19 protein-coding genes are annotated in these 18,289 nt (G+C 30.4%); 4 read left to right on the forward strand and 15 right to left on the reverse strand.

Annotated features, from left to right (window positions below; translation table 11 throughout):
- The first annotated feature begins 271 nt into the window (after window positions 1-271).
- A complete protein-coding gene (locus JFY71_RS05400; protein ID WP_243662022.1) occupies window positions 272-892 on the forward strand; it encodes a helix-turn-helix transcriptional regulator in 621 nt (206 codons plus the stop codon).
- Here the strand turns inward: JFY71_RS05400 and JFY71_RS05405 are convergent.
- On the reverse strand, window positions 839-1,351 hold the full coding sequence (locus JFY71_RS05405) for a GNAT family N-acetyltransferase (protein ID WP_243662023.1): 513 nt from the start codon (window positions 1,349-1,351) through the stop codon (window positions 839-841). The genes JFY71_RS05400 and JFY71_RS05405 overlap by 54 nt on opposite strands.
- Before the next feature lie 102 nt (window positions 1,352-1,453).
- On the reverse strand, window positions 1,454-2,263 hold the full coding sequence (locus JFY71_RS05410) for a formate/nitrite transporter family protein (RefSeq protein WP_243662024.1): 810 nt from the start codon (window positions 2,261-2,263) through the stop codon (window positions 1,454-1,456).
- A 238-nt stretch (window positions 2,264-2,501) separates the two neighbouring features.
- On the opposite strand from JFY71_RS05410, the gene JFY71_RS05415 reads away from it, so the two are divergent.
- Window positions 2,502-2,864: a helix-turn-helix domain-containing protein gene (locus JFY71_RS05415; RefSeq protein WP_243662025.1), complete on the forward strand. Its 363-nt coding sequence runs from the start codon at window positions 2,502-2,504 to the stop codon at window positions 2,862-2,864.
- A gap of 247 nt (window positions 2,865-3,111) precedes the next feature.
- On the opposite strand, the gene JFY71_RS05420 is transcribed toward JFY71_RS05415, so the two are convergent.
- Window positions 3,112-3,936, reverse strand: coding sequence for a GNAT family N-acetyltransferase (locus JFY71_RS05420; RefSeq protein WP_243662026.1), 825 nt, complete (start codon window positions 3,934-3,936; stop codon window positions 3,112-3,114).
- Between the two features lie 144 nt (window positions 3,937-4,080).
- On the opposite strand from JFY71_RS05420, the gene JFY71_RS05425 reads away from it, so the two are divergent.
- Complete coding sequence (locus tag JFY71_RS05425; protein WP_243662027.1) at window positions 4,081-5,559, forward strand: DUF1846 domain-containing protein; 1,479 nt, start codon at window positions 4,081-4,083, stop codon at window positions 5,557-5,559.
- A 30-nt stretch (window positions 5,560-5,589) separates the two neighbouring features.
- Here the strand turns inward: JFY71_RS05425 and JFY71_RS05430 are convergent, their stop codons facing one another.
- The 12 genes from JFY71_RS05430 to JFY71_RS05485 form a co-directional block, all read right to left on the reverse strand.
- Window positions 5,590-6,132: a TDE2712 family protein gene (locus JFY71_RS05430; RefSeq protein ID WP_243662028.1), complete on the reverse strand. Its 543-nt coding sequence runs from the start codon at window positions 6,130-6,132 to the stop codon at window positions 5,590-5,592.
- A gap of 148 nt (window positions 6,133-6,280) precedes the next feature.
- A complete protein-coding gene (locus JFY71_RS05435; RefSeq protein ID WP_243662029.1) occupies window positions 6,281-6,640 on the reverse strand; it encodes a DUF1667 domain-containing protein in 360 nt (119 codons plus the stop codon).
- A gap of 1 nt (window position 6,641) precedes the next feature.
- Window positions 6,642-7,907 (reverse strand): NAD(P)/FAD-dependent oxidoreductase, encoded by a 1,266-nt coding sequence (locus JFY71_RS05440; RefSeq protein WP_243662030.1) that lies wholly within the window; start codon window positions 7,905-7,907, stop codon window positions 6,642-6,644.
- Between the two features lie 13 nt (window positions 7,908-7,920).
- Complete coding sequence (locus tag JFY71_RS05445) at window positions 7,921-9,351, reverse strand: NAD(P)/FAD-dependent oxidoreductase (RefSeq protein WP_243662031.1); 1,431 nt, start codon at window positions 9,349-9,351, stop codon at window positions 7,921-7,923.
- Window positions 9,352-9,392: 41 nt separating this feature from the next.
- Window positions 9,393-10,109: an MIP/aquaporin family protein gene (locus tag JFY71_RS05450; RefSeq protein ID WP_243662032.1), complete on the reverse strand. Its 717-nt coding sequence runs from the start codon at window positions 10,107-10,109 to the stop codon at window positions 9,393-9,395.
- Between the two features lie 9 nt (window positions 10,110-10,118).
- Window positions 10,119-11,612, reverse strand: coding sequence for a glycerol kinase GlpK (gene glpK / locus JFY71_RS05455; protein ID WP_243662033.1), 1,494 nt, complete (start codon window positions 11,610-11,612; stop codon window positions 10,119-10,121).
- A gap of 16 nt (window positions 11,613-11,628) precedes the next feature.
- Window positions 11,629-12,192, reverse strand: coding sequence for a glycerol-3-phosphate responsive antiterminator (locus JFY71_RS05460; RefSeq protein ID WP_243662034.1), 564 nt, complete (start codon window positions 12,190-12,192; stop codon window positions 11,629-11,631).
- Between the two features lie 244 nt (window positions 12,193-12,436).
- Window positions 12,437-13,519 carry an ABC transporter substrate-binding protein gene (locus JFY71_RS05465; protein WP_243662035.1) on the reverse strand — a complete coding sequence of 361 codons (1,083 nt, stop codon included), beginning with the start codon at window positions 13,517-13,519 and terminating at the stop codon, window positions 12,437-12,439.
- Between the two features lie 13 nt (window positions 13,520-13,532).
- Window positions 13,533-14,327, reverse strand: coding sequence for an ABC transporter ATP-binding protein (locus tag JFY71_RS05470; protein ID WP_243662036.1), 795 nt, complete (start codon window positions 14,325-14,327; stop codon window positions 13,533-13,535).
- Window positions 14,318-15,370 (reverse strand): FecCD family ABC transporter permease, encoded by a 1,053-nt coding sequence (locus tag JFY71_RS05475; protein WP_243662037.1) that lies wholly within the window; start codon window positions 15,368-15,370, stop codon window positions 14,318-14,320. The genes JFY71_RS05470 and JFY71_RS05475 overlap by 10 nt, the downstream gene beginning before the upstream one ends.
- 10 nt (window positions 15,371-15,380) lie before the next feature.
- On the reverse strand, window positions 15,381-16,556 hold the full coding sequence (locus JFY71_RS05480; RefSeq protein ID WP_243662038.1) for a molybdopterin molybdotransferase MoeA: 1,176 nt from the start codon (window positions 16,554-16,556) through the stop codon (window positions 15,381-15,383).
- Window positions 16,557-16,774: 218 nt separating this feature from the next.
- The gene (locus tag JFY71_RS05485) at window positions 16,775-17,473 is read right to left on the reverse strand and encodes a M48 family metallopeptidase (RefSeq protein ID WP_243662039.1); all 699 of its coding nucleotides are present in this window, start codon (window positions 17,471-17,473) and stop codon (window positions 16,775-16,777) included.
- Between the two features lie 289 nt (window positions 17,474-17,762).
- Here JFY71_RS05485 and JFY71_RS05490 point away from each other — a divergent pair, with 289 nt between their 5' ends.
- The gene (locus JFY71_RS05490; RefSeq protein WP_243662040.1) at window positions 17,763-18,266 is read left to right on the forward strand and encodes an NADH-quinone oxidoreductase subunit NuoE family protein; all 504 of its coding nucleotides are present in this window, start codon (window positions 17,763-17,765) and stop codon (window positions 18,264-18,266) included.
- Window positions 18,267-18,289: the final 23 nt, after the last annotated feature.

Genomic DNA, 18,289 nt, shown 5'->3' on the forward strand with positions numbered 1-18,289 from the left:
TATACAGCAAATAGAAAATTATATTTTAAATTAAGGAAAACTAATGGAAAAACAAGTTAACAAATTCATAATAAATTTTTATAAAAATATATTGGAAATATTTCATGTTTAAAATAGATTTTAATAAATGGCTAAATTTCAAGGCTTTAATCTTATGTAAAAGACTTTAGACATGGAATTTTAGGTTAAAAAACTAAATGTAAAAGCATTTATTCTAGAAAAATTGTAATTTTTCTGTAGAATGGTACTTGTAAGAAAGAGGTGTGTAAGTTTGGAAATAGGAAAAAGTTTAAAGGAAAAACGAACAGAATTAAATTTAACTCAGGAGGAAGTTGCAAAGGAAATTATGGTTTCAAGACAGACAATATCAAATTGGGAAAATGGAAAAAGCTACCCGGATATTGAGAATTTGGTTTTGCTGTCTCAACTATATAATATTTCTTTAGATGGGCTCTTAAAAAACAATATTGAAGAAACTAAAAAGTTACAGGAGTCTATGGAAGATGAAGTTAGACGTAGTACAACTTTTTCAAATTTGATAATATTTTCTGTTTTAGCAATGGCTGTTTTAATAACAGGACTTATAGGAGGTAAGGATAATATGATAGATTTTTTAGATTATTTTTCAGAGATATTTGTTATTATTGTAATAATTGGCAGTATGGTTTTATCTGGACAATTAAAAAAAGATAGTATTCAATTAACTAAAAAGGCTAATAAAATTTTGAAGGTAATAGTAATTTCAGCTATGATTTCAATAGTAACAAGTATGCCTAGTATTGTACGCTCTTTTAACGAAGGATATAAAAAGGGTGTACAGTGGGACCCGATAATTTCTTCAGAGAACTCTAATATTAAAGTTAGTAGTATAAAACCAAGCCTCTTTTTTTAGTTCATAATATTTTAAGTCCTTATCTGTTTTTATGTATTTAAAGCCGACTTTTTCCAGTACATGTTGGCTTCTTTTATTTCGTAAAATTGTATCGGCATAGATTATATTTAAGCCTAAGCTAGTAAAGCCGTATTCAATAATTAATTTTTCTGCCTCTGTCCCGTAGCCTAATCCTTTTACAGAGTCATTTATTAAGGCAATAGACAAGGTGGCTGATTTTTCTTTTTTATTAATGAATTTTAAAGAGATTTCCCCTATGGTCCTACCATTTAAATCGATAGCAAAATATTTTCTGCTTTTTAGTCCTACATGGCTATTAAAAAAATCATCTACCTGGTAGGCTTTATATTCATAGGATTTATATTTTTCATTGGAAGAAAATATAGCAGGGTCTGATATGTAATTTTTATAAAATTCATGGGCTTTTTCTCTTGTATAAGGTAGTAATTTTATAGTCATATGTATTTCTCCTTATATAGATTATAGCAAAATTTAATTATAAGTATTAGCTACTATATTTATAAATAATATAGTAGCTAAATACTTAAAATATGATATATATTAGTCCCCTGAATATGGTAATTCGCAGGTATTTAAGGAATTACATTTTCTATTTGACATAAACACAGGTATTGCAACTACTATTGCTCCACCAAGGGCATTTCCAAGAAAGACCGTTAGGAAGTTAGTTAAAAAATCTAAAATTGTTATTGTTGCTTGTCCGGAAAATATTGCTGCAGGTATTATAAAAGCATTAGCCACTGCATGTTGTAATCCAATAACTATAAATATCATTACCGGAAACCATAGTCCAAATATTTTTCCGGCTAACGTTTTAGCTGATGTTGCAATCCAAACAGCAGTACATACAAATATATTTCCGCCTAGTCCAGAAATTAATGCTGACATTGTAGAGGCTTCTATTTTAGAGTTAGCTATATTAAGAGTTGTTTCTAAATAGGCTCCTTCTGTTAAGCCAACAATATGGCCAAAAAAATAAGCGACTAATACAGCTCCTAAAATATTACTTATGGCTACTACTAACCAGTTATAAACAACCTGGGATATTTTTACTTTTTTGTCTAAATATCCCAAAGTCATTGTTAAGGTATTTCCTGTTGCAAGTTCTGCATTCATTAAATATATGGATATTAATCCAATAGGAAATATAGATGCTCCTAAGAACAGTCCTATTCCATTTAATTCTTTTGACATTGCACCTACTATTCTTAAGTAGGCTAAATATCCTAAGGCAATAAAGGCTCCACCAAGTATGCCTAGTAAAAATAATCTAATAAAAGACATTTTATTTTTTTCTTCTGCCTTTTTAGATAATATATCAATTGTTTCATTTCCTTGATAGAAATTCATAACAAATACTCCTTAATTATTTTATTATATTTTATATAAAAATCTACTCTTTCTATATATACACATTTTACTCTAATTGAAACAGATTATCAGTTAAGTGAGTCACATTTGCTTTATTTAAGTGGAAAAGGAAAATTTCAATATAGGCAACTGAAAGCAACCTATAGTTGCCTAATAGTTGGTGGCTTATTTTGGATAAATATAATAGACTTATAATAAATAAAAAGGAGGTAGAAATATGACAGGCTCTATGACTTACTTAATTATTTCCATAGGAATTATAGTAGGAATTATTTTTTTAATTAAGAAATCTTTTAAGAAGTTCTTTGAAAAATATATTAAACCTAAATATTTTCAAGATAATATAGTAATGGATAAAAAGCCACTTAATGAGGTAATTAAAGAAAATCGTATTAAAAATAAAATGACTCAGGAATTTATTGCAGAAAAACTGGGAGTCAGTAGGCAGGCAGTGTCAAAGTGGGAAAATGGAAATTCTGAACCTACTATGGGTAATTTAATATTACTGGCAAATCTTTTTGATTTAAGCTTGGAAGAATTATTAAGGCAAGTGGATACTAATATATATTTAAATAAATAAAAGGGAAAATGTGTCTTTTAAACTAGAAAAATCATCCTTGTAAGAGTACTATATATTTTTCTTTGGCTTTAAAAGAGCATTTGATGTTAAATTTTATTTTGAGTTGTAATATGTTTTTTCTTGTATAAAATGAAATAGATGTAAGAATAATATTTTTTATAACTGGATAATATTATTAAAGGACCTGATGAAAAGCAGGTCCTTAACATTTTTTTAATTTTTCCCATGGTTATTGTAAGGCTATCCTTTACAAATCTATCCACAAGGTCATATAATTATCGTCTATAGAAAATCCCTTATTTACATACAGGTCTATTAAGGTGCTATTTGCAGGTTTTAACATAGATAAATTTTTACTGCCTGCTTTACAGCCTAAATAGTTAGCAAAGTCAAGGATTTTATCGATATCGCCTTTTATAAAAGGAATATGAAAGGCCTTTTCAGGTTGAAATCTATATCCACCTATTAAAACATTTTCTTTGTCATCGGTATAAATCCAATTTTTACTAGCTAAAAACTCACCTAAACCGCTATTAACTGGATAAAATGTCCTATTTATAACTATATAGTCATCCATATAGTCATAATATTGAGATAAAAACTCCTCTCCATTTTCTTTTGAAACTAATTTGAATTTTTCAGGATTTGTATTTATATTTCTAATTGGCTTAAGTATTTCTGTGTATTCTGCTTTTACTTCAAAGCCATTTTTTTCAGCTAGATGTTTACTAATTGTATTGTACATTTCAGTGTACATACCAACAGATTTTAAATTTAATTTTTCTATATGTTCAAAATAAGCGTCATAGATTTTTTGTCCTATACCTAAATTTTGAAAATCCGGATGTACTCTTAATGTTTCAAGCCATCCATAATCTTTATAGAGTCTGGTTAATTTTCCCATTCCCTGTAGTTTTCCATCTACAAAGGCGCCAATTAAATCGCCATCACTTTCATGTAGGAACATATTCCAAACGTCATTTATATAACGATTATGGGGCATAGCACCTTTTTCAACATATATACATTCTTCTCTGTCTGAATCAGTAATTGTTCTAGTAATTATATCCATTATTTTCTCCTTATTTCAGTTCTATAATTATATTATACTAAAATAAATAAATTTTTAATGTTTTTAAAAAAATATCTTTAAATTTAAGTATATTTTGTAGTATGCTATAGGTATATATTTTATTTTGCATAAGGGAGTTATAAGATGAAAATTGGATTTGACAACCAAAAATATTTAGAATTACAGTCATCTCATATTAGAGAGAGAATAAATCAATTTGATAATAAATTGTACCTGGAATTTGGTGGTAAATTATTTGACGACTACCATGCTTCAAGGGTTTTGCCTGGATTTCAACCGGATAGTAAATTGAAATTATTAAAGGAATTGTCTGAAGAAATAGAAATTATTATAACTATTAATGCTAAGGATATAGAAAAAAACAAGGTTAGAGGAGATTTGGGAATAACATATGATACTGATGTTTTAAGGCTTATTGAGGCTTTTAAAAATAATGGACTATATGTTAGTTCTGTTGTAATTACCCAATATACCGGTCAACAAAGTGCCGACCTATTTAAGAATCATTTAATTAATTTGGGAATTAAGGTTTATACCCACTATTTAATTGAGGGTTATCCTCAAAATATACCATATATTGTTAGTGAAGACGGCTTTGGAAAAAATGCATATATTGAAACTACAAAACCCTTAGTTGTTTTAACTGCACCAGGACCGGGAAGTGGGAAAATGGCAACTTGTCTTTCCCAACTTTATCATGAAAATAAAAGAGGTATCAGGGCAGGTTATGCTAAATTTGAGACCTTTCCAATATGGAATATTCCTTTAAAACATCCTATTAATTTAGCCTATGAGTCTGCTACAGCAGATTTAAACGATATTACTATGATAGACCCATTTCATCTAGAGGCCTATGGAGAAACAGCTGTTTCATATAATAGGGATGTGGAAATATTTCCGGTATTATCGGCTATGTTTGAAATGATTTACGGAGAGAGTATGTATAAATCCCCTACTGATATGGGTGTAAATATGGCTGGTAATTGCATTAGTGATGACAAGGTATGTCAGGAAGCTTCTAAACAGGAGATTATTAGACGTTATTATAATGCTTTAAATGAATTGGCAAGAGGAAATTGCCTGGAGTCTGTTGTATATAAAATAGAGCTATTAATGAAGCCTTTGAATATTAATGTAAATGACAGGCCTGTTGTTCCGGCTGCCTTAAAGAGAGCAAAGGAAACAGGTAAGGCAGCTGCAGCTTTGGAACTTCCAGACGGCAGTATTATTACAGGAAAAACTTCGGATTTATTAGGACCATCGGCAGCTTTAATTTTAAATGCCTTGAAGGAACTTGCAGGCATTGATGATGATATTCATTTAATTTCACCGGAAGCAATTGAGCCTATTCAAAAATTAAAAACTAAATATTTAGGTGGTAAAAATCCAAGACTTCATATAGATGAAACCTTAATTGCCTTGTCTATTTCAGCGGCAAGTAATCCGGTAGCACAGCTGGCCCTAGATCAAATTCCTAAACTAAAGGGATGCCAAGCCCATATTTCTGTTATGTTAGCAGAGGTAGATATAAAATTATTTAAAAAATTATCTATTGAGGCAACTTCTGAAGCGGTTTTTGAAAATAAACCAATTTACTATTAAAAAGAGAAAATAGAAAGCCTTTTGGGCTTTCTATTTTTCTATTAATTCTATTAATTTTTCTTCAATATAGTCATCAAAATCTACGCCACCAATTGTGATTTTGTCTTCGTCAAATATATCTACTATTACTCTAAAGAAGTTTATTATTAATTTGTTTCCATCGATATAATATTCGTCAAAATGTCCTGGTAAAAATACTATTTCAATATTTTCATATTTATCAGCTTTTGGATTTTTATTAATTTTTTCTAGGAATTTATCGGAATGTAATGTTTTAATTGGTTTTATCATTAAATTTGTAAAACCTAAATCTTCCATCATCCACATATTATTATTCCAATATCTCATTTCCGTTTTAGTTCCGTTACTTATTAATTCTCTATTGGATATGGAAGAAAGAACTTTTCTTGCCGATTCTTCGTTAAATTCATCGTTATATAAGTATTTCATATCGGGAAATTCTACAATGCTTTTTATATAAGATTCTCCTACTTTTTCTCCTTCACTACTAGCTTGCCAAAAATAGAGTAAGGATTCAATAATATCTAAATTTGTTGTTATATTTTTAACCATTATATAGCCTCCTTAAGCTTATGTATATTTATAAGTATAGACCATAGCGGTTAATTCTGTATATGATCTAAAACAAATAGGGAAAATGAATACTTGAAGAGTCTTATTTATTAAATTAAAAAGTACTCCAATTTCTTGGAGTACTAATCTATTTTACAGACCTTGTAGCTATTATATTAACATTTGTTCCTGCTACATTTTCTATTATTGTGTCACCCATTTTTACCGGTGCAGATACTTCAACACTATTTATTTCTTTCATAACGTCAAATATTTTAGATTTAGGTATATCTAATTCAGTTTTTACACTAACTCTTTCAACTTGACCATTTTTTACTTTTACTGTTGAAGTTACAAACCTTGTTGGATTTGTTATTTCTTTTTCAGCGTATGCTGCGCCTCTTTTACAAGTGTTTCCTTCAACTTTAGAAACTTCCTCATTATCTAAAGTCACTGTCATATGACAACCAATAGGACAACTTATACAAATTAAATTTTTTTCTTCCATTTTACTTCGCCTCTACTTTAAAGGTAATATTATCTGTATTTTGATGTTCTAGAATATAATCTTTTTTCAATTTTATTTCTTGCATTTCACCTGGTGCAAGGAATGGTTTTTTTCTGTGAATTGCTAATTCATCGTCAAAATTCACATCTACATATGCACCTTCATATACATCAGTTACTCTAAACCTTACTGTTACATCATCAGACAAGGTTGAAAGATTTATATGATCAGGTACTAGGTAGGAAACTCCTTTGTCCGGTATTAATTGTATTTTCTTTCCGGATGTATCTACCTTGTTCATTTTTATATATTCGGCAGCTTTTTTTCCTGCTATATTTGATTCCATTGTTACATGGTCAACTAAGTCATGAACATGAAGTACATTACCACAGGCAAAAACGCCTTCAACATTTGTCATTAGGTTTTCACCAACTATTGGTCCACTTGTTTTACGATTCATCTTAACGCCTAAATCACGAGATATTTCGTTTTCCGGTATTAATCCAACAGACAGTAGTAGGGTGTCACAGGAAACAAATTCTTCTGTTCCGGGTATAGCTTGTTTTTTATCGTCTACTTTAGATAATACTACACCTTCCATTCTGTCTTTACCAACTACTTTAGATACTGTATGTTGATACAGTAAAGGAATGTCATAGTCATCTAAGCATTGTACTATATTTCTTTGTAGTCCACTGGAATATGGCTTTCTTTCGACAACGGCCTTAACTTTTGCCCCTTCTAAAGCCATTCTTCTAGCCATTATTAGTCCAATATCCCCTGAACCGAAGATGACTACTTCCTTTCCAGGTATATAGCCTTCCATATTCATTAGACGTTGAACCATTCCGGCAGAGAATACCCCTGATGGTCTATAGCCTGGAATATTAATTGCTCCACGGGATCTTTCCCTACAACCCATAGCTAAAATTACTGCTTTAGCTTGAATTTCAAATATACCATCTTCTTCATTCATTACTGTTACTACTTTATTTTCATCAACTGATAAAACCATAGAATTTAAAATATATTCAATATTTTTTTCTTCTACTAAATTAGCATATCTTTCAGCATATTCTGGGCCTGTTAATTCTTCCTTAAATACATGTAAACCAAAACCGTTATGAATACATTGATTTAAGATTCCACCAAGAATATTATCTCTTTCTATTATTAAAATATTATCTATTCCATTTTCCTTTGCAGAATAAGCTGCTGCTAAACCTGCTGGACCTCCACCAATTACTACAATATCATATTCTTTCATATTTTATCACCTATTATTCCTTAGTTCTTCCTAAAATAATTTTAGAGTTGGAATTATTTTTCATTACTTCTTCTTGTGGAATATTAAGTTCCCTAGATATTATTTCTATTACTTTAGGAGAACAAAATCCACCTTGACATCTACCAGCACCAGCTCTAACTCTTCTTTTTAGTCCATCTAAAGTTTTTCCACCTAATGGTGAATGAATGGCTGCTACTATTTCTCCTTCAGTTATCATTTCACATCTACAGATGATTTTTGAAAATGAACTATCCTTTTCTATTAAAGCCTTATGTTCTTCAGGTGTCATTCTGTTAGTTAAAGGCAATCCTTCACGGGTTTCTTTAAAATTATCTTTTTCCTGTAAATTTAATTTATCCCTTATAAGATTTGCCATCATAAGTCCAATAGCAGGACTACTTGTTAAACCTGGAGACTCTATACCTAGCGCATCGAAGAAATATTCTGCATCTTCAACTTCTTCTACAACAAAATCATCTTCTTCATCATGAGCTCTTAAGCCGGAGAAAGATGTAATAACAGATCCGTAAGGAAATGATTTTAAAGTCATTTTAGATTTTTCCATAATTTCATCTAAACCTTCTTTAGTAGTATCTACTCCTTCTTTGTCTTCAATGTCTTCTGCAGTTGGTCCTATTAGTAAATTACCATCTACTGTAGGTGTTACTACTATTCCCTTTCCGAATTTTGTAGGTAATTGGAAAACAGTTCTTTTTACAGTATCTCCAACTTGTTTGTCCATTAGGAAATATTGTCCCCTTCTAGGTGTTATTGAATGTTTTTTACTGGAAACCATATTGTGTAATTCATCAGCATATACTCCAGCAGCATTAACTACTGCCTTTGCTTCGTAATCACCATTATTAGTATGAACTATCCATCTGTCTTCTTTTTTTGTAAATCCTTCTACAGCTGTATTAAAGAAGAATTCAACTCCGTTTTCATATGCATTTTCAGCTAAAGCGAAATTTAATGTAAAGGTACATATTATTCCAGCACTTTCGCACAATAAAGCTGCTACAGCATCATCGGTAATATTAGGTTCTAATTTTCTTAACTCTTCTTGATTTATTATACTTAGTCCGGGAACTCCATTTTTTTCTCCTCTTTCCTTTAGTTCTTCTAATTTAGGAATATCTTTTTCATCAAAACAAAGAACTAAAGCTCCATTTCTTTCAAAAGGAATATTTAAATCTTTCGTTAATTTATCCATCATTTTATTACCTTGAACATTTAATTTTGCTTTTAATGTTCCAGGTTTTGCGTCAAATCCACCATGAGCTAAAGCTGTATTAGCCTTTGAAGTTCCTTCACAAATATCTTCTGTTTTTTCCAAAACTGCAATTTTAGCATTATATTTTGATAATTCTCTTGCAATAGCAGAACCGGAAAATCCGCCTCCTATTATTAAAACATCATACATTATTTTTTCTCCTTAAAACTGAAAATATACATTAATTTTTTTTAAAAAATAGCACCATATAGTAAAACTGCTATAATAGCACCTATTATTGGTCCGACTATTGGAATCCAAGCATATCCAAAATCAGGATCTTTTTTTACATTAAAAGGTAGAACTGCATAAGCTAGTCTTGGTCCAAAATCCCTTGCAGGATTTATTGCATATCCAGTCAATCCACCTAGTGACATACCTATTGATACTATTATTCCAAACACCAAGAGTTTATCTACTCCTGGAGCTATATTGCTCACTTGTCCAATTCCTTTAATAGCGAATACCAATACAAAGGTACCAACTATTTCACTTAATAAGTTGTATATTGGATTTCTAATTGATGGTGCAGTACAAAAACAACCTCTAATTGTTGCATTGTCATTTGTTAAATCAAAATGAGGTTTATATAGTAAATAGACTAAACAAGCACCTAGGAAAGCACCTACTAGTTGACCGATTATATAGTAAGGAATAGTCGATACAGCAATACTTCCATCTATTGCTAGTCCTATGGTTAAAGCAGGATTAAAATGAGCACCTGTTGCTTCACCAAATATAAAGGCAGGTATTAAAACTGCAAAACCCCATGCTATTGTAATTTGAATTGGTCCAGCACTGTTCATGCCGGTTTTTTTCAAATTATTATTTGCAACAACACCATCACCTAATAGAACCAATAGAAAAGTTCCAATTAATTCACCTATTAAAATTGTAGTATTATTCATATTAAACTCCTATTTATCAGCCCAGCTTAGAGAATAGGTAACTGCCTTTCTCCAACGCTTGATTTTATTTTGAATTTCTTCTTCTGATAAGCTAGGTATAAATTCTCTTGATAATTCCCAATTTTGTTTTATATCATCTAAATTTTCCCAGTAACCAACAGCTAGTCCTGCTAAATAAGCAGCTCCTAAAGCTGTAGTTTCAACAAATTTTGGTCTTTGAACCTTTACGTTTAATAAGTCTGCTTGGAATTGCATTAAGAAATCATTTTGACTAGCACCTCCATCGACTTTTAAAGTTTTCATTTTTGCACCGGAATCTTTTTCCATAACTTCTAAAACATCATAGGATAAATAAGCTAAGGATTCTACAGTAGCTCTTATAATATGATATTTATTAACTCCTCTGGTTATTCCTACAATAGCGCCTCTAGCGTATTGATCCCAGTAAGGAGCTCCCAGTCCTGTAAATGCCGGCACAACGTAACAGTCATTAGTATCTGGAACTCTTGTTGCCATATATTCACTATCTGCTGCAGAGTCTAATATTCTTAGTTCGTCTCTAAGCCATTGTATAGCTGAGCCTGCAACGAAAATAGAACCTTCTAAAGCGTAGTTAATTTTGCCATCTAATCCCCAAGCTATAGTTGTTACTAAACCATGGGTACTGTAAACAGGTTTTTCTCCTGTATTCATTAATAGGAAGGCACCAGTGCCGTAAGTGTTTTTAGCATCACCTTTTTGGAAACAAGTTTGTCCAAATAAAGAAGCTTGTTGGTCACCAGCTGCTCCGGATATAGGTATAGATCCTCCTAAGTAATTAGAATCGCAATAGCCGTAAATTTCACTTGAAGGTTTAACTTCAGGCAACATATTTTCTGGAATATCCAATAGCTCTAATATTTCCTTATCCCATTCTAAAGTGTTTATATTGTAAAGCATTGTTCTTGAAGCATTGGAATAGTCAGTAACATGAACTTTTCCATTGGTTAATTTCCATATTATCCAAGTGTCTATGGTACCAAAAAGCAATTCTCCCTTATCAGCTTTTTCCCTTGCACCTTCAACATTGTCTAAAATCCATTTTAGTTTAGTTGCCGAAAAATAGGCATCTATCAAAAGACCTGTTTTTTCCTTAACCATATCTTCATAACCTGCTTGTTTTAATTCATCACAGAATTTAGAAGTTCTTCTACATTGCCAAACGATTGCATTGTAAACTGGCTCTCCGGTAATTTTATCCCAAACTACAGTGGTTTCCCTTTGATTTGTAATTCCTATTCCTGCTACATCATCTGCTCTTATATTAAGGTTCGACATTGCTTCAACAGCTACCCCCATAATAGTTGACCAAATTTCCTTAGCATTGTGTTCAACCCAACCCGGTTTAGGAAATATTTGAGTAAATTCCTTTTGTGCTACAGAACAAATTTCTCCTTTTTTATTAAATAATATACATCTATTGCTAGTAGTACCAGCATCTAATGCCATAATATACTTTGTCATGTTTAACTCCCCTTCTCTACATTTTCCAAATTTTATGATCACTTGTGGATATTGCAAATGCTCCCGCATTTAATGCACTTATAACATCGCTTTTTTCGTCTATCAAACCTCCTACAATAATTGGTATATCTACCATATTATTGATTTTCTTTATTATTTTAGGCATTAACCCAGGTAAAACTTCTATCATATCTGGAGTTACATGCTTTAAAGCTTTTGATATATTTTCAAAAGAAATAGTGTCAAAAATAAAGAAACGTAAAATAGCCCAAAGACCTAATTCTTTTGCTCGTTTAATTATCATTGGTTTAGTAGAAATAATTCCATCGGCACTAGTGTGTTTTTTTATAAAATCTACACTAACATCCTTGGAGGATAAACCAGATATTAAATCTATATGTACAATTGCAATTTTGTTAAATTCTTTTAATTTGTTGACTATATCTGCAATATTACAAATATCGCCATATAGTATAAAAACAACATCGTTATCGTTTTCTAGGACGGTTTTTAAGTCCTCATCATTTTTAATTGCAGCAACAGTTGGATTCGATTCCAACATATTAATTAACCTATTCATAGCATTTCCTTTCGCTCTTAAGCTTAGTTTGATAAAAAAGACACAAAAAAAGAGCAAAGTGGTAGTGCTTACCAACCTTTACTCTCATCTCTCGGTTATATGATTGTATTATACCATGAAAAACAATGTGAATCAATATTTATAATGTTTATAAAATACGATGAAATACGACATAAATACACGAAATTAATATATTAATTTCATATATTTAAACTATTTTTCATGCTAATATATACCTATGTTTTTATTTTTCACCAGCCATAATTGTTTCTACTTCTTCTTCAGAAAGTTTATACCCATATATTTCATCATAGAATTTTTTTGTTTCATCTTCTATTGAAAGATCTTCAAATATATCCGGATACATGATTTTTCCTAAAAATAATGGCATTAATGCTCCCTCAGCAGATCTAACAGACCAAGGGTAAGTACCTGAAGGTTCAACAAAAACCTGTTCATTTTTCACTGCTTCTACACTTGCAAGTGCCGGATCATTTTTTATTGTTTCTCCGGATTCAGCACCCATGGTAAATATAACGTCAGGATTCCATTCTAGAATTTGTTCAGCATTTACTGTCATTTCTCCGGAAACTCCTTCATAACTATCGGAAACAAATATTCCTCCAGCAGCTTTTGCATATTCTGCTGAAATGTCTTTACCATTAACTGTTGTGTAATTTCCACCACTAGTTCTTAAATTTAACACTTTAATTTTTTCTTCTTCTTTAAGATCCTTTGTTTTTTCTTTTACAAAGGAAATATTATTATCATAGTATTCATTGAATTCTTTTGCTTTTTCAGGAGCATCATCTCCCAGTATATCTCCTATTAAAGTTACAATATTCTTCATTTCTTCTACATTTGAGAAAGCATTCACTTTAAGTGTAACAATATTTGCAGCTTCAAGTTGTTGCATTTGTTCTTCTGTATAATTTGGGCCATAGGTTATTTGTGCTCCTGAGGCAATAATATCTTCAATATTTGAAGTGTCATAGCCATCCGGATTTGTTTTTGGCCAAACTGTTTTAAACAAATCGCTTAAATTAGGAATTGTAGCAACTAATTTTTCACTTCCGCCTAACATGGCTGTTATATGAGCAAATGCACCAATAGTAGGAGCTACTCCTGTTATTTCTTCTGGAATTTCATATTCTGTTCCATCTACATTGGTAATTTTTCTAGTCTCTATTGTTACTTCTTGTTTTTGACTAACATCAGTAGAATTAGTTTCTTTTTCTGCTGGACTACTACAACTTGTTAGAATTAAAACTAAAGATAAAAATATACCTAACACTTTAAACTTTAAAAAATTTTTTTTATTATTCACTTTTAACCCCTTTCTAAATAGTATTGATTATTGGATAACAATATTTAATTCTTTCTTCTTTTACAAAATTTTCCAATAATTTTATTTCGACGCCATAAGCCTTTGACAATTTGTTTTCCGTAATCACCTCCTCTGTTGTACCAAATAAATAATTACCATGTCCGTAGAGAAGTACAACCTTTCCACTAAGGAGTATAGCGTGATCAGGTGTATGAGTTGTCATTACTATTCCAATATCATTTTTTGACAATTTTAAAAGTTGTTCTAATACTTTAACTTGATTTCCAAAATCTAAGCTGGAAGTAGGTTCATCTAGCATAATAAATTTTGGCTCCTGTACTAGAGCTCTGGCAATCATAACCATTTGTCTTTCCCCACCAGATAATTCTGTAAATATTTTTTCAGCTAAAGATGAAATTTGCAGTTCTTCTAATGCATTATATGCTTTTTCAATATCTATTTTAGTTGGATTTCCAAAAGCACCTAAATGTGCAGTACGTCCCATTAAAACCACATCTATGACTTGAAAGGCAAAAGGGGTATTATGTATTTGAGGAACATAAGCTATGAATTTTGCTAATTCTTGTTTTGAAATATTCTTTATATTTTTATTATCATATTTAATTTCCCCATTTATAGTTGGTAGGATTCCAAGTAAAGATTTAAATAAAGTAGTTTTACCGGCTCCGTTAGGTCCAAGTAAGGAAAGAATTTCTCCGGAATTTATTTCAAGATTAAAGTTTTTCATTATAGCTTTATTGTTATAGCCATAAGCTAAATTTTCTACATTTATTTTAATTAAGACCACGCCTTTCTTCCTTTAAATAACATATAAATAAATACAGGAGCACCAATAATTGATGTAAGTATACCTAGAGGAATTTCACCTGCTGTTAAATTTCTTGCTACAGTATCCACTAGAAGCATAAATAATCCGCCTGCTAACATAGAGCAAGGTAATAATTTTAAATAATTAGGACCAACTAAAAATCTGGAAATATGTGGCACTACTAAACCTACCCAGCCAATAACTCCACAGGTTGCAACTGAAGAAGCCGTTAATAAAGTTGAGCAGGTAATAATTATTATTCTTAATTTTTTTGTATCTATTCCCATAGTTTGAGCTTCTTCCTCTCCAAAAGCCATAACATTTATTTTCCATCGTAAAAAATACAAGGGTATTGCACCAATTAGAAACATTATGAGTAGGACAATTACATTTTTCCACGCTCCTGTTTTTGCTAAACTTCCCATAAGCCAGAAAGTTATCTCCGGTAATTTTGTTTCTGTATCTGCAATATATTTAATTAAGGATGTAACAGCTGTACAAAGAGAGGAAATAACAGTTCCGGATAAAACCAAGGTAAGTAGATTATTACTTCCGGTTTGTGAAACTGCAGAGCTAATTAACATAACTAGTAAAACAGCTATTAATCCGGAAACAAATGCTAAAATTTGAACCTCTATACTATTTAGCGATAGGAGTAGTCCAATACAGGCACCGACAGATGCACCGGCTGCCACTCCTAGTAAATCAGGGGAAACCATAGGGTTTTTAAACATTCCCTGATAAGCAGCGCCGGCTACCGATAAGGACGCACCTACTATTATTGCCATAATTATTCTTGGAATTCTAATTATGAATATTACAGAAGCTTCCTTAGAATCTATGGCTAAATTGCCAAATACTACATCCTTAATAGTTGTATATACCGTTTTAAAAGGAATACCGTATCTTCCAAGGGTAATGGAAAAAAGCGCCAATATTATAAGCATAACTAGTAAAAATATTAAAATAATATTATCCTTATTAATTTTTTTTCTTAAATTGTTGGTTTTATTTCTATTCATCTTTCATCCTTTAAATCCATTCAAATTTTATTGAATCTCCTTTTCTTAAATTAGAGCCGGCAGGAACCCTGGTTATAGCATTACAAAGATGCATTTTTTCTGCATGGCGTTCTTTATTAGAAAAAGGCCTTACAACTAACTTATTTTGTAGAATATCAATCCTTAAAAGAAGATAAAGGTCTATTTTTTCGGGAGTTTTTAAGTCTGTAGCAAGCTCTCCGTAAGCAATATTCTTTAAGGGATTATTTACCTTTAAATAGTAATTAATCAAATTTTTTACACACCAATGCATAGCTGCAAAAGTAGCTATAGGTGGACCCGGTAGGTTAATAACCGGTTTATTATCAATAATACCTATTCCTATTGGAAAACCGGGAGCAACCTTGACTCTATGTTGAAAGAAACTGCTTTTATCCTCTATAATTTTAGTGTTAAAGTCCTCGCTACCTTTTGAGGACCCTCCATTTATAAGTACAATATCGGAAAAAAATAAAGCCTCATCTAATATTGAGTTTAAATTCGCCCTTATGTCCTTACAAATAGGATATGTAATTAGCCTAGCACCCCATTGTTCTATTAAATTTCTTACCATAATACCATTACTTTCAATATTTTCCCCCCTACTTGGAGAAATACTTGGATAAATTAGTTCATTTCCCGTTGGTATGTAGGTAACTATAGGTTTTTCATAAACCGGAAGTGCATTATAACCACCACTAGCCATTAAATTTAAATGAAAAAAATTTAAGAGAGTATCTTTTTTTATTAATAATTCCTGACTTTTCAAATGACTTCCACTTTTGTTTACACCACTGTATTTATTTAAAATAAAATCCGGAGATAATTTTATGTTTCCATCTTTTAGAAAAGTAATATTTTCAATAGGAATAACTGTATCAAATTTTGGGTTAAAGTCATCTCCTGTATCTGCTAAACAATAATCTATATCCTTTTCCCATATTTTTCTTTCTGGATAATTTTCTTGAAAATCTGAAAAGTTGACAGCAACACCATCTAATTTTGAACTCCTTACTACCGGCAAGGTGTTTTTACTTAGCATATCTTCAGCTAAAACGCGGTTAGCAGCTTGATTTAATGGAATATACTCCACTTTTCTTTGTAATTTCAACCTACTATACAAAGAAGATAAAACTTCATCTATTTTAGGTAGATTTTCTAAATTCATAATATTTTTGCTCCTTAAATAATAATTGACTTAGACATTGGCAAACAAATAACATATAAAAAACGTTTTACTACTAGGTAAATAAAGTTATAATAAAATAAAGATACTCTTAAACGCATATTAATTGTTATTAAAATTAAACAATCTTTTAAGACGATATACTTATCTTAATACAACGAATTGGATAAATCAAACTACTTTATTAAATTATATATATATTAATTATAATTATTTCCTATTTCCTTTTTTATTTTCCAATCTGGCATAAGTTTTTCAAGTAGCTTATAAAAATTCTTTCCATGGTTTTGATGGACTAAATGAACTAATTCATGAACCATAACATAATCTATAAAATTCAAAGGAGTTCTTATTAAATATTTATTTAAAGTAATTATTCCTGAAGGCATCCTACAATTTCCCCAAGAAGCAGTCATTTTCCTGTATTTTAATTTAGGTTTTACCTTGGTATAGGCTGTAATTAAGGGATAGTTTCTTTTAAGGGAGTCTTTAAAAACATAATCCATTTCATTTAAGAACCAATTATCTAAAATTCTTTTCATGGTATTTGTATCCTTACTATCTTCTATATATAGGTTTAAATCATTATTTAAAATAACCTTATTTTCATTTGCTTTAATTACATTAAGACAATATTTTTCACCTAAATATAAAAACTCCTCTCCTGAGATATATTTATATTCTTTATTTTGTAAAAAAATATTTTCTTTTTTATTAAGGGCCTTTATAAGCCAATCCCATTTGGAGAAAAGTATATCTTCAATATACTTTTCAGAAACAGAATTATTTGCGGAAATATTTACTATATTATTTTTTATTCTAATATTGATGTTCTTTACATTTTTTCTTTGTAATTTATAATGAATTTTTTCGTTATTGTATTCTAGTGTTTTTATCATAAAATCTTCTACCTACTTTTAAAAATATAATCATATTATACACATATAATATGGAAAAAAGGAAATTTTGTATAACCATAATCTTTCTTTGTAATATATATTGAAGAAATGTTTTCTAAGTGTATAACATTACTAGCTATATGCTTTTGCGTTATAGGGACTTTAATATAGGCGTATATATTGATATAAGGTATTTTTTATGAGATAATTATAGAGATTAATTCAAGTTAATTCATAGTGAATATAAATTGAAAACATTTTTAAAAAATGAGTTTTAGGAGGGGTGTTTATGTCTTTTACTTTTGATTACGAAGCTAATGCAGATAGATTAGAAGAGTTTGAAAGTTTTATTGACAAGGAAAAAACAAAAAAAGGTTCCCTTATGGCAATTTTACACAAGGGACAAAAATTATTCGGCTATTTACCAATAGAAATACAGGAAATTATATCAAAGAAAACTAAAATTCCAATTGCTGAAATATATGGAGTTGTTACTTTTTATTCCCAGTTTTCCCTAGTTCCAAAGGGAAAGCATGAAATAGGTGTATGTTTAGGAACAGCTTGTTATGTTAGGGGAGCTCAAGATGTATTAGATGAGGTTAAAGATCAATTAGGAATTGATGTTGGAGGTACTACATCGGATTTAAACTTTTCAATACAAGCAACTCGTTGTATAGGTGCTTGTGGACTTGCTCCAGTAATGACTATTTCCGGTGATGTTTATGGTAAGTTAAAAACAGAGGATATAAAGGAAATATTGGATTCTTATAGAAACGAAGAGGTGAAAAAATAATGGATTTACAAATGCTTAAGGAA

Origin of the sequence: Miniphocaeibacter halophilus (assembly GCF_016458825.1) — a bacterium.
Taxonomy (GTDB): Bacteria; Bacillota; Clostridia; order Tissierellales; family Peptoniphilaceae; genus Miniphocaeibacter; species Miniphocaeibacter halophilus.